Here is a 12,687-nt window from a genome sequence, read left to right on the forward strand (position 1 = left end):
AGCTTCGCTGCCGAGCCCTGGGTGTCGCTGTCCCTTACGTCGCTTCGCGACCGCTCTATTGACGGAGATAATCCCATGCACGCTGTCGCTCGTGTCTGGAACCAGCTCGAGGAAGTAATGGTGGCATTCCTGCTTGCAGGCATGACCCTGGTCACCTTCTCGTACGTGATATTCAACAATCTCTACGGAATTTTCTATTCCCTGGGCGATGCGCTGCCCTTCGCCAACGATGCCATGTTCAGCATCGGCGACGGCATCCTCTATGTCGCCCAGGAAATGACCTGGAGCGTGGCCCTGACCAAGGCCATGTTCGGCTGGCTGATCTTCGTCGGCCTGGCCTGGGGCGTACGTATCGGCGCGCACATCGGCGTCGATCTGCTGGTGCGCCTGTTCAAGCCCTCCCTGCAAAAGGCCGTGGCGATCCTCGCGCTGGTCATCTGCCTGGCCTACTGCGTGCTGATGGCCTACTCCAGCGAGCAATGGGTCGCCACCCTGATGCGCGCCGGTATCGGCGCCGAGGATCTGGATCGTTTCGGCGTCCAGCAGTGGCACATCGTGATCATCGTGCCGATCGGTTTCACCCTGATGTTCCTGCGTTTCGCCCAGGTGCTGGTGCGTGTGATTCAGAACAAGCAACTGGGTTTTGGTGGCCACGGCGAAGTCGAAGACGCCATCAAACTTGCCGAAGAAACGGAGGCTAAACGATGACCATCGCATTTCTGTTCGTCGCCCTGTTCGCGCTGATGTTCATCGGCATTCCGGTGGCGATTTCCCTGGGTTTGTCCGGGGCCATGACCATCCTGCTCTTCAGCAACGACTCGGTGCGTTCGCTGGCGATCAAGCTGTTCGAGACCAGCGAGCACTACACGCTGCTGGCGATTCCGTTCTTCCTGCTCTCCGGCGCCTTCATGACCAGTGGCGGCGTGGCCCGCCGGCTGATCGATTTCGCCAACGCCTGCGTCGGTCACATCAAGGGTGGCCTGGCCATTGCCGCGATCCTGGCGTGCATGCTGTTCGCCGCCCTGAGCGGCTCGTCGCCGGCCACGGTGGCGGCGGTCGGTTCGATCGTCATCGCCGGCATGGTGCGCTCGGGTTACAAGAAGGAGTTCGCTGCCGGCATCGTCTGTAACGCCGGTACCCTGGGCATCCTGATTCCACCGTCGATCGTCATGGTGGTGTACGCAACGGCAACTGAAACGTCCGTAGGCAAGCTGTTCATGGCCGGTGTGGTGCCGGGCCTGCTGCTGGGCGTGTTCCTGATGGTCACCATCTACATCATCGCCCGCGTGAAGAACATGCCGTCGCTGCCGCGTGCCTCCTTCGCCGAGATCATGGTGGCCGGGCGCAAGGCTGGCTGGGGCCTGGCGCTGATCGTGATCATCCTCGGCGGCATCTACTCGGGCATGTTCACGCCGACCGAAGCCGCTGCAGTAGCCGCGGTGTACGCGGCCTTCGTGGCGATCTTCATCTACAAGGACATGACCGTTCGCGAATGCCCGAAGGTGTTCATCGAGGCCGGCAAGCTGAGCGTGGTGCTGATGTTCATCATCGCCAACGCCATGCTCTTCGCCCACGTGCTGACCACCGAGCAGATCCCGCAGTCGATCACCGCCTGGGTGGTGGAGCAGGGCTTCAGCCCGATCGAGTTCCTGATCGTGGTGAACATCGTGCTGCTGGTCGCCGGTACCTTCATGGAGCCGTCGGCGATCATCCTGATCCTCGCGCCGATCCTGTTCCCGATCGCCATGCAGTTGGGCATCGACCCGATCCACTTGGGCATCATCATGGTGGTGAACATGGAGATCGGCCTGATCACGCCGCCGACCGGGCTCAACCTGTTCGTCACCTCGGCGGTCACCGGCATGCCGCTGACCCGCGTGGTGCGCGCGGTGTCGCCATGGCTGCTGGTGATGCTGGCGTTCCTGATCCTGGTGACCTACGTGCCGTTCATTTCGCTGGGCCTGCCGAACTGGCTGGGCATGTGATCTGACGTTCGTTGCGTAAACGAAGAAGCCCGGCCTCAGTGCCGGGCTTCTTCATTTCTACCCATAGGGTCACTGGCGATAGCCATCCGGGTCGTGCCGCGATCGTCGATAACGGGTAACCTTGTATCAAGTCGTGACTTGTGGGTCATGGATCGCGTCAACATAGGCATCCGAATAGCCGTCATGGCGCCTTTCTTCGTCAGAATTGCGCGCCTCGCCTCGATCCGCTGACCCGGCACCCGCTCGATAATGGCGCGTGTCGATCTAATTAGTTGAAGGAGTGTCCGCGTGAAGTCTCGTTTGCCTGTGATCGTCGGTTTCGGTGGCTACAATGCCGCTGGCCGCAGCTCCTTCCATCACGGTTTCCGCCGCACGGTGATCGAATCGCTGGACGACCAGGCACGCCGCGAAACCCTCATCGGCCTGGCCGTGATGACCAAGCTGGTGCGCGTGGTCGACGGCGCCTATCAGAGCCACGATGGCGAGCCGTTGTCTGCCGCCGACATCGAGCATCGCTACGGCGAGAAGGTACTCGCTTCAACCCTGGTACGCCGCATCGAGAAACAGCACCTCGACCCCGACGCTGCACACTGGCACAAGAGCATCGCCCTGAATGGCGAAGGCGGCAGCCTGACGTTCGTCAGCAACCGCAAGCAGCTGCCGGAGCCGCTGCCGGCCAACTGGTTCGTCGAGGAACTGGATGGCAACGAAGTGCGCGTCACCCTGCATGACAGCTGCGAATTCAAGGTCGACAGCTACCGTGCCCTGCCGGTGAAATCCGCCGGCCAGCTGCCGACCGGCTTCGAGCCCGGAGAGCTGTATAACTCGCGCTTCCATCCGCGCGGCCTGCAGATGGCCGTGGTCGGTGTCACCGATGCCCTGCGCGCCACCGGCGTGCCGTGGCAGACCATCGTTGATCAGGTAGCGCCGGACGAAATCGCGGTATTCGCCGGCAGCATCATGAGCCAGCTCGACGAGAACGGTTTTGGCGGCCTGATGCAGTCACGCCTCAAGGGCCACCGCGTCAGCTCCAAGCAGTTGGCCCTGGGCCTGAACACCATGCCGGCGGACTTCATCAACGCCTACGTACTGGGCAGCGTTGGCACCACCGGCAGCGTCACCGGCGCCTGCGCCACTTTCCTCTACAACCTGCAGAAAGGCATCGAACAGATCAATGCCGGCAACGCGCGGGTGGTGATCGTTGGCAACAGCGAGGCGCCGATCAATGCCGAATGCATCGAGGGCTATGGCGCCATGGGCGCACTGGCCACCGAAGACGGTCTGCGCCTGATCGAAGGCAAGACCGAGCCGGCCCAGGCTGAAGTGGATTTCCGTCGCGCCAGCCGCCCATTCGGCGACAACTGCGGCTTCACCCTGTCGGAAGCCTGCCAGTTCGTGGTGCTGATGGACGATGAACTGGCCCTGCAACTGGGTGCCGACATCCACGGCGCCGCCACCGACGTGTTCATCAACGCCGACGGCTTCAAGAAATCCATTTCCGCGCCTGGCCCAGGCAACTACCTGACCGTCGCCAAAGCCGTGGCCAGCGCCGCGCAACTACTCGGCATCGACGCCGTGCGCCAGCGCAGCTTCGTGCATGCCCACGGCTCCAGCACCCCGGCCAACCGGGTGACCGAGTCCGAGCTGCTCAATCGCGTGGCTAGCGCCTTCGCCATAGACAGCTGGCCGGTGGCCGCGGTCAAGGCCTATGTCGGTCATTCCCTGGCCACCGCCAGCGGCGACCAGGTGATTTCGGCCCTGGGCACCTTCAAGTACGGCATCATTCCCGGCATCAAGACCATCGATGCGGTGGCGCCGGACGTACACCAGCAGCACCTGAGCATCAGCAAAGTCGATCGTCCGGATCAGCGCATGGATGTGTGCTTCATCAACTCCAAGGGCTTCGGCGGCAACAACGCCAGCGGCGTGATCCTCGCTCCCCACGTGGTCGAACGCATGCTGCGCAAGCGCCATGGCGAGGCCGCGTTCAGCGCCTACCAGCAGCGCCGTGAACAGACCCGCGCCACTGCACGTGCCTATGACGAGCAGGCCCTGAAAGGTCAGCTGGATATCATCTACAACTTCGGCAACGACCTGATCGACGACACGCAGATCGATATCGACAGCGAGCAGATCAAGGTACCGGGCTTCGCCCAGCCGCTGGTGTTCAAGCAGGATGACCGCTACCGCGACATGCTCGACTGACAGCAACGTCCGGAGGCGAAGCGTTTAGAGCAAGCGCTTCGCCTGCTCGACCAGCAGCTCGCGCCATTCGGCATCGGCTGGCAGCGCCAGAAAGAAGGGATTGAGCAGCGATTCGCGGGCGTCATAGCGCAGCGGCTCGCCTTGCAAGGTCAGCACCACACCACCAGCGCCCTCGAGTACACCCTGGGCAGCGGCAGTGTCCCACTGCGAGGTCGGTGCCAGGCGTGGATAGCAATCTGCACTGCCTTCGGCTAGCTGGCAAAACTTCAGCGAACTGCCAACGCTGATCCGCTCCAGCTCACCGAAACGTGCAGCCAGAGCCGTAAGCAGTTGCTCCTGCTCGACGCTGCCATGGCGGCGGCTGGCGACCACGGTCAGGCCGCAGGCCGGCGTTTCACGCACGAAAATCGACTGGGATTCGCCATTCGCGTCGACACGCTGGGCCCCCAGCCCGGCGCCGCCGTAGTAGCAGGCCCCGGTCGCGGGAATGCCGACCACGCCGAAGACCACCTGACCACGCTCGATCAACGCCACGTTGACCGTGAACTCTTCGCTGTCGGCGATGAACTCCTTGGTGCCGTCGAGCGGGTCGACCAGCCACCAGCGTGTCCAGCCGGCGCGCTCCGCCAGAGAAATGTCCGCCGCTTCCTCGGACAGCACCGGAATGTTCGCATCGAGTGCCTGCAGGCCTTCATTCAGCACATGATGCGCGGCCAGGTCGGCAGCAGTCACTGGCGAAGCATCGGCCTTCTCGATAACCCGCACGCCCGTGCGCCAGTAGGGCAGGATCGCCGTGCCCGCCTGCTGCACCAGCGCCAGCACGGCTGGCAGTAACGGGTGGCTCATCGGCTCAGCTCCCCACGTTGCTCCAGCAGGTCGCGCACCAGATACAGCGCGGCCAGGGCGCGCCCCTCGCTGAACTGCGGGTGCTGAATCAGGCTGGACAGCTCGCGAAGACTGATCTTGTCGACCCGCAGCGGCTCCGGCTCGTCGCCAGGCAGGCTCTGCGGATACAGATCGCGGGCCAGTACCACCTGGATCTTCTGGCTCATGTAGCCAGGCGACAGGCTCAGCTCAGTCAGGTGCTCAAGCTTGCGAGCGCCGAAACCGGCCTCTTCCTGCAGTTCTCGGTTGGCCGCTGCGAGCACATCCTCGTCCGGCTCGATCAGCCCCTTGGGCAGGGACAATTCGTATTCGCCGGTGCCACCGCAATACTCCTCGACCAGCAGCACGTGCTCCTCGTCGGCCAGCGCCACGATCATCACCGCGCCATACCCGGTGCCGCGCCCCACCAGACGCTCGTAGGTGCGCTCGGCGCCATTGGCGAAGCGCAGCTGGAGCTCCTCGACGCGGAACAGGCGGCTACTGGCGACGATCTCTCGGGCGATGACGGTGGGCTTCTGACGCATGGGGCAAGTCCTGCTGCTGGGCTGACCGGAACGGTTATCATACCGCGGCTGCCTAGGGTCTGTTGACGTTTCACGCACGGCCGCGCCGGAGCCCGTTTTGCCGCGAGGCAAGGCACGAGCTGCGAAGTTTAGCTGGCTAAATGAGTCAGCGAGAAACGCAGCATCGCGGCAAAACGGGCCCGGCCCTTCGGGTTGCGCGGGAAATCTCGCCATGCGTCGTTGGAGGACTTGGCAAGGGAACAACCATTCCCTGCGTCCTCCGCCTAGCCTGGCGAGATTTCTCGCGGCAACGCGGCTTGCGCTGAAACGTCAACAGACCCTAGCTGTCTGCGCCCTAAAGTGCGCATTTGACGACCAGCATACGCTGCAAGACTCAACCTCCCCTGCTCAGGAAGCTGCCCAGCCATGAACCTGCCCTGGCCCGAGATCGATACCGTACTGCTGGACATGGACGGCACCCTGCTCGACCTGCATTTCGACAACCACTTCTGGCTCGAACACCTGCCGCAGCGCTATGCCGAACACCATGGCGTCAGTCGCGCCCTGGCCGATGCGGAACTGCAGCCGTTGTTCATCAAGCATGCCGGCCAGCTGAACTGGTATTGCACGGACTTCTGGAGCCGTGAGCTGAACCTGTCGATCCGTGACCTCAAGCGCGAGGTCGCCGACCTGATCGCCCTGCGCCCGGACGCCGACACCTTCCTCGCCGCCATCCGTAAGGCCGGCAAGCAGGTGGTGATGATCACCAACGCCCACCGCGACTCGCTGTCGCTGAAAATGGAGCGCATCGAACTGGCGCCCTACTTCGACCGCCTGATCAGCTCCCACGACTACGGTTTCCCCAAGGAAGACGCGCAGTTCTGGTTCGCCCTGCAGCAGGATCTGCCCTTCGACCCGGCGCGCAGCCTGTTCATCGACGATAACGTGCCGATCCTGCGCAGCGCCCAGCGGTTCGGCGTGAAACACTTGCTGGCGGTGCATGAGCCGGATAGCCGCAAAGGCGTGAAGGACACCGAAGAATTCGAGGCAGTGCGGGATTATCGAGCGCTGTTGAACGGGCTGTAGGTAGCAAGAGCAGCTGCTCAAAGGCGATAGCGGCCGCTCAAAAACTGTATTGGATGTGCCGGCCAAATGTCGGATTACGCTTCGCTAGGCTACGCGCCCCGATCCAACCTACGGGATCCATGGCACGAATGTAGCCTGGATTAGCCGCAGGCGTAATCCGGGGCCGAAGGCCGTGATCCATGGTTCAACGCGGGCCACCGACCGGCCGCTTCCGCCTTATTCCTGCCCCTTATCCCATCTCACGCCTCCGCACCAAAAGGCTTCACCTCGGCCCCGACACGGTGCAAGAACCGCTCAAAAATCCTTCAAAAATAAATTAAATACATAAAAATCAATTACTTAAAAACTGGCACCGCTCTTGCTCTAGCAATTCCAACTTGGATACAAGATGGAATCTCAGAGCATGTCCAACGCCCCCATCGCCTTCACCCTCGCCGACTGGCAACAGGCTTACCGTGACGCCACGCAGCCAGCAGATCTGTTGCATAGCCTGCTCGCGCAACTGAGCCACGACGACAACGCCTGGATCAGCCTGGCCAGCGCTGTACAACTCGACGCCCAGTTGAACCACCTGCAGGCCCTGCTCGATCAGGCCGAAGGCCAACGGGACAAGCTGCCGCTGTACGGCGTGCCATTCGCCATCAAGGACAATATCGACGCCGCGGGCTGGCCGACCACCGCCGCCTGCCCGCAGTTCGCCTACAGCGCCGAGGCCGATGCCACTGTGGTCGCGCGTCTGCGGGCCGCTGGTGCCATCCTGATCGGCAAGACCAATCTCGATCAGTTCGCCACCGGCCTGGTCGGTACCCGCTCGCCCCATGGCGCCGTCAGCAACAGCTTCAACCCCGATTACGTCAGCGGCGGCTCCAGCTCCGGCTCGGCCAGCGTGGTCGCGCGCGGCCTGGTGCCGTTCTCTCTGGGTACCGACACGGCCGGCTCGGGTCGGGTACCGGCGGGCTTCAACAACATCGTCGGGCTCAAGCCGACCAAGGGCTGGTTACCGAACACCGGCCTGGTGCCGGCGTGCCGTACGGTCGATTGCATCTCGGTGTTCGCCCTCACGGTCAGCGACGCCGAAACCGTCGCCCGTCTCGCTGGCGGGTACGACACAAAGGACGCCTACTCACGCATCAACCCCAACAGCGCTCCCGTCGGCATGAAGTCCGCACCGACTTTCGCCGTGCCGGACAGCCTGGAGTTTTTCGGCGATACGCAGACCCAGGCGGTATTCGAGCAGGCGCTGGAAAAACTGCGTGCCCTGGGCGTCACCCTGCAGCCCATCGATTTCAGCCCGTTCCGTGAACTGGCCGAGCAGCTGTATTACGGCCCCTGGGTCGCCGAGCGCACCGTCGCGGTGGAGGGCGTGGCGCCGGAGCATCTCGACCCGGTGGTGCGTGGCATCGTCGACAACGGCCACAGGTACAGCGCCTGCGACGCCTACAAGGCCGAGTACCTGCGCGCTGAACTGAGCCGCAGGATCAACGATGCCCTGGCGGGCTTCGATGCGCTGGTGGTGCCCACCTCGCCAACCATCCGCAGCCTCGCCGAGATGCGCCAGGAGCCGGTGCTGTTCAACAGCCAGTTCGGCATCTACACCAACTTCACCAATCTCGCCGATCTCTGCGCCCTGGCCGTACCGGCTGGCCTGCGCGACGACGGCCTGCCCGCCGGCATCACCCTGCTCGCGCCAGCCTGGCATGACCTGGCTCTGGCGGCCTTCGGCAAACGCTGGCAAGCCAGCCTGGAGCTGCCGCTCGGCGCCACCGGCCGTGCCCTGCCGACGCAGACGCCTTCAAAAACGGTACCTGCCGGCAGCGTGCGGGTAGCGGTAGTGGGCGCGCACCTGACCGGTATGCCGCTGAACTTCCAGCTGACCACCCGCAACGCGGTGCTGGTCGAGCAGACCCTGACCTCTCCGGACTATCGCCTCTACGCCCTGGCCGGCACCGTGCCGCCCAAACCGGGGCTGGCGCGCAGTGCGGACGGCACCTCGATCATCGTCGAGCTGTGGGACATCCCCCTGGCGCGTTTCGGCGAGTTCGTCGCCGAGATCCCCGCGCCTCTGGGTATCGGCAACCTGACCCTGGCCGACGGGCGCAGCGTGAAGGGCTTCATCTGCGAGCCCTGGGCGCTGAGTGATGCCCGTGACATCACCTCTTTCGGTGGCTGGCGCGCCTTTATCGCCAGCACCAAGGCCTGAAGCCTTTTTCCTGCCGCCAATGAACACGCCGGTGGAAAACGCTTCGCGGTTTTCCACCCTACGACGAGGCAACGAACATGTTCCAGACCGTACTGATCGCCAATCGCGGTGACCAGCCGCGCAGCGGCGCAGCGACGAAGTCAAAGTGCCGGGCGGGCGTAGCCCGTCACGGCGATCTCGCCACGGAGAACCACCATGTTTGAAACAGTCCTGATCGCCAACCGCGGGGAGATCGCCGTCCGCGCCATCCGCACCCTCAAGCGCCTAGGCGTGAAGAGCGTGGCGGTGTATTCCGACGCCGACCGCAATGCCCAACATGTAAGTGATGCCGATGTGGCCGTGGCCCTGGGCGGTGACAAGGCCGCCGACAGCTACCTGCGTATCGACAAGATTCTCGCGGCGGCCAGGGAAACCGGCGCTCAGGCGATCTATCCCGGTTATGGCTTCCTCTCGGAAAGCGCCGAATTCGCCGAGGCCTGCGAAAGCGCCGGGATCGCCTTCGTCGGTCCGACGCCCACGCAGATCCGCGAGTTCGGCCTCAAGCACCGGGCTCGCGAGCTGGCCGGCGAAGCGCAGGTGCCGATGGCGCCCGGTACCGGCCTGCTGCAGGATCTCGACGAAGCCCTGGCCGCGGCCGAAGGCATCGGTTACCCGGTGATGCTCAAGACCACCGCGGGCGGTGGCGGTATCGGCCTGACCCGCTGCGCCGACGCCGTAGCCCTGGCCAGCGCCTATGACGGCGTCAAGCGCATGGGCGAGCAGTTCTTCAGCGATGCGGGCGTGTTCCTCGAACGCTTCGTCGATCAGGCGCGCCACGTCGAAGTGCAGATATTCGGCGATGGCAAAGGCCGCGTGGCCGCCCTGGGAGAACGCGACTGCTCGCTGCAGCGGCGCAACCAGAAGGTGGTCGAGGAGACCCCGGCACCGAACCTGCCACAGGCGACCCGCGAACGCCTGCATGCCGCCGCCGTCGAGCTGGGCGAGTCGGTGAGCTACCGCAGCGCCGGCACCGTGGAGTTCATCTACGACGCCGCCCGCGACGACTTCTACTTTCTCGAAGTGAACACCCGCCTGCAGGTCGAGCACCCGGTGACCGAGATGGTCACCGGCCTGGATCTGATCGAATGCATGCTGCGCGTGGCCGCAGGCGACGAGCTGGACTGGGTCGCCCTGAGCCGCGCCCCGCAGGGCGCCGCCATCGAAGTGCGCATCTATGCCGAAGACCCGCTGAAGAACTTCCAACCCAGCCCGGGCGTGCTGACCGACGTGCACTTCCCGGACGATGTACGTGTCGACGGCTGGGTCAGTACCGGCAGCATCGTGTCGGCCTTCTACGACCCGATGATCGCCAAGCTGATCGTCCACGCCGCCACTCGCGACGAGGCCATCGTCAAGCTGCAGAAAGCGTTGGGCGAAACCCGTCTGCACGGTATCGCCAGCAACCTCGATTACCTGCGCCAGGTGGTCGCCGAGCCGCGCTTCCACGACGCGCAGATCTGGACACGCCTGCTCGACACCTTCAGCTATGCGGCCCAGGTGGTCGAAGTACTGGAGCCCGGTACCTACAGCAGCGTGCAGGATTTCCCCGGCCGCCTCGGTTACTGGGACATCGGCGTGCCGCCGTCCGGGCCGATGGACGATTACGCGTTCCGTCTGGCCAACCGCATCGTCGGTAACCACGAGAGCGCCGCCGGGCTGGAATTCACCCTGCAGGGCCCGAGCCTGCGCTTCCACAGTGATGCGCTGGTCGCCCTTGCCGGTGCTGACTGCCCTGCCGAGCTGGACGGTGAAAGCGTGCCCTACTGGGCGCCAATCGCCATCAAGGCCGGCCAGGTGCTCAAACTCGGCCGCGCAACCAGCGGCTGCCGCACCTATCTGGCGGTGCGTGGCGGCTTCGATGTGCCCGTGTACCTAGGCAGCCGCTCGACCTTCGCACTCGGCCAATTCGGCGGCCACGCCGGGCGTACCCTGCGCACCGCAGACATGCTCGCCATCTCCCAGGATCTGCCCGCCTGCACCACGCCAGCGCCGGTCAGCGAGCCCCAGGCGCTGGATGCCGGCCTGGTTCCCGAGTACGGCACGACCTGGAACATCGGTGTGCTCTATGGTCCTCACGGTGCGCCGGATTTCTTCACCTTTGATGCGATCGAGCAGTTCTTCGCCGCCGACTGGCAGGTGCACTACAACTCCAACCGCCTGGGCGTGCGCCTGAGCGGGCCGAAGCCGAGCTGGACACGCGCCGACGGCGGCGAAGCCGGCCTGCATCCGTCCAACGTGCATGATTGCGAATACGCCATCGGCGCCATCAACTTCACCGGCGACTTCCCGGTGATCCTCACCAAGGACGGTCCGAGCCTGGGCGGCTTCGTCTGCCCGGTGACCATCGCCAAGGCCGAGTTGTGGAAGGTCGGCCAGGTCAAGCCGGGCGACACCTTGCGCTTTCACCCGATCAGCTTCGAGCAGGCTCAGGCGCTGGAACAGGCGCAACTGGGCAGCCTCGAACGGCTGAGCGCGGTCAGCGCCGTACAGCTGCCGGTGCCCAGTCTGCAGCCGGGCGACACCGTGTCGGCCAGCGTACTGGCGGAGCTGCCGGCCGATGGTAGCCGCCCGCGCGCGGTCTACCGGCAGGCCGGCGATGCCTACATCCTGCTGGAGTACGGCGACAACGTGCTCGACCTGGCGCTGCGCCTGCGCGTGCATCTGCTGATGGAAGCGCTCAAGGCGACACCACTCGCCGGCCTGGAAGAACTGGCGCCGGGTGTCCGCTCGCTGCAGTTGCGTTACGACAGCCGCGTACTGCACCAGCAGGCGCTGCTCGATCATCTGCTGCGTCTTGAGCGCGAGCTGGGCGACGTCAGCACGCTCAAGGTGCCGACCCGTATCGTCCACCTGCCCATGGCCTTCGAAGACAGTGCCACGCTCGCTGCCGTCACCCGTTACAGCGAGACCGTGCGCAGCCAGGCGCCCTGGCTGCCGAACAACGTCGATTTCATTCAGCGCACCAATGGCCTGGCCAGCCGCGAGGAAGTACGCGACATCCTCTTCGCGGCCAGCTACCTGATCCTCGGCCTCGGCGACGTCTACCTCGATGCGCCCTGCGCCGTGCCGCTCGACCCGCGCCACCGCCTGCTCAGCTCCAAGTACAACCCGGCACGTACCTACACTGCAGAAGGCACCGTGGGCATCGGCGGCATGTACATGTGCATCTACGGCATGGATTCGCCCGGCGGCTATCAGTTGGTCGGCCGCACCCTGCCGATCTGGAACAAGTTCGTGAAGAACGCCCAGTTCGCCAACGGTCAGCCCTGGCTGCTGCACTTCTTCGACCAGGTGAAGTTCTACCCGGTCAGCGAGGCCGAACTGGACGAGTTCCGCGATGCCTTCCGCGAAGGCCGTGCGCAGATCCGCATCGAGCAGAGCACCTTCGACTTCGCCGAATACCAGACCTTTCTGGCGGATAATGCCAGCAGCATCAACGACTTCCAGCAGCGCCAGAAACAGGCCTTCGATTCCGAAGTGCAACTGTGGCGCGACGATGATGCCGACAGCCACACCGCGCCAGCCGCCAGCACCGAGGACGATGAAGCCGTTGACGGCCAGGTGGTCAGTGCCGACATGTGCGGCAGCGTGTGGAAGGTGCTGGTCGAGCCCGGCCAGTACGTCGAGGCCGGCATGCCGTTGCTGGTGGTCGAGGCGATGAAGATGGAGCTGGCCGTGCTCGCACCGCTGGCGGGTACGGTCAAGGCGGTGCGCTGCCAGCCGGGCAAGGCGGTCACCCCGGGCGATGTGCTGCTGATCCTCGACCCGAACGAGGCGGCCTGAC

At 64.4% G+C, this 12,687-nt stretch carries 8 protein-coding genes; 6 read left to right on the forward strand and 2 right to left on the reverse strand.

Annotated features, from left to right (window positions below):
• Window positions 1–75 precede the first annotated feature (75 nt).
• The 3 genes from DNK10_RS04365 (at window position 76) to DNK10_RS04375 (ending at window position 4,190) form a co-directional block, all read left to right on the forward strand.
• Window positions 76–708, forward strand: coding sequence for a TRAP transporter small permease (locus DNK10_RS04365; RefSeq protein WP_131178056.1), 633 nt, complete (start codon window positions 76–78; stop codon window positions 706–708).
• Window positions 705–1,985, forward strand: coding sequence for a C4-dicarboxylate TRAP transporter large permease protein DctM (gene dctM / locus DNK10_RS04370; RefSeq protein ID WP_131178057.1), 1,281 nt, complete (start codon window positions 705–707; stop codon window positions 1,983–1,985). Before DNK10_RS04365 ends, dctM begins: the two co-directional genes overlap by 4 nt.
• 288 nt (window positions 1,986–2,273) lie before the next feature.
• Window positions 2,274–4,190, forward strand: coding sequence for a beta-ketoacyl synthase (locus DNK10_RS04375; protein ID WP_131178058.1), 1,917 nt, complete (start codon window positions 2,274–2,276; stop codon window positions 4,188–4,190).
• A gap of 24 nt (window positions 4,191–4,214) precedes the next feature.
• Here the strand turns inward: DNK10_RS04375 and cysQ are convergent, their stop codons facing one another.
• Both cysQ and nudE read right to left on the reverse strand, forming a co-directional pair.
• Complete coding sequence (gene cysQ, locus DNK10_RS04380) at window positions 4,215–5,036, reverse strand: 3'(2'),5'-bisphosphate nucleotidase CysQ (RefSeq protein ID WP_131190695.1); 822 nt, start codon at window positions 5,034–5,036, stop codon at window positions 4,215–4,217.
• A complete protein-coding gene (nudE, locus tag DNK10_RS04385) occupies window positions 5,033–5,599 on the reverse strand; it encodes an ADP compounds hydrolase NudE (protein WP_131178060.1) in 567 nt (188 codons plus the stop codon). Before nudE ends, cysQ begins: the two co-directional genes overlap by 4 nt.
• Before the next feature lie 405 nt (window positions 5,600–6,004).
• Here nudE and yrfG point away from each other — a divergent pair, with 405 nt between their 5' ends.
• The 3 genes from yrfG to uca all read left to right on the forward strand — a co-directional run bounded on the left by yrfG (window position 6,005) and on the right by uca (window position 12,686).
• Window positions 6,005–6,664: a GMP/IMP nucleotidase gene (yrfG, locus tag DNK10_RS04390; protein ID WP_131178061.1), complete on the forward strand. Its 660-nt coding sequence runs from the start codon at window positions 6,005–6,007 to the stop codon at window positions 6,662–6,664.
• A 403-nt stretch (window positions 6,665–7,067) separates the two neighbouring features.
• Window positions 7,068–8,864 carry an allophanate hydrolase gene (gene atzF / locus DNK10_RS04395; protein WP_208738777.1) on the forward strand — a complete coding sequence of 599 codons (1,797 nt, stop codon included), beginning with the start codon at window positions 7,068–7,070 and terminating at the stop codon, window positions 8,862–8,864.
• A 195-nt stretch (window positions 8,865–9,059) separates the two neighbouring features.
• Window positions 9,060–12,686 carry an urea carboxylase gene (gene uca / locus DNK10_RS04400; RefSeq protein ID WP_131190697.1) on the forward strand — a complete coding sequence of 1,209 codons (3,627 nt, stop codon included), beginning with the start codon at window positions 9,060–9,062 and terminating at the stop codon, window positions 12,684–12,686.
• Window position 12,687 lies beyond the last annotated feature (1 nt).

Source organism: Phytopseudomonas daroniae, from assembly GCF_004327275.1.
Classification (GTDB): Bacteria; Pseudomonadota; Gammaproteobacteria; order Pseudomonadales; family Pseudomonadaceae; genus Aquipseudomonas; species Aquipseudomonas daroniae.

Excerpts from the sequence above, each read along its gene's own strand:
- DNK10_RS04365 (WP_131178056.1), top strand. The coding sequence starts at position 76 with ATGCACGCTGTCGCTCGTGTCTGGAACCAGCTCGAGGAAGTAATGGTG.
- uca (WP_131190697.1), top strand. The coding sequence starts at position 9,060 with ATGTTTGAAACAGTCCTGATCGCCAACCGCGGGGAGATCGCCGTCCGC.
- dctM (WP_131178057.1), top strand. The coding sequence starts at position 705 with ATGACCATCGCATTTCTGTTCGTCGCCCTGTTCGCGCTGATGTTCATC.
- atzF (WP_208738777.1), top strand. The coding sequence starts at position 7,068 with ATGTCCAACGCCCCCATCGCCTTCACCCTCGCCGACTGGCAACAGGCT.
- yrfG (WP_131178061.1), top strand. The coding sequence starts at position 6,005 with ATGAACCTGCCCTGGCCCGAGATCGATACCGTACTGCTGGACATGGAC.
- nudE (WP_131178060.1), bottom strand. The coding sequence starts at position 5,599 with ATGCGTCAGAAGCCCACCGTCATCGCCCGAGAGATCGTCGCCAGTAGC.
- cysQ (WP_131190695.1), bottom strand. The coding sequence starts at position 5,036 with ATGAGCCACCCGTTACTGCCAGCCGTGCTGGCGCTGGTGCAGCAGGCG.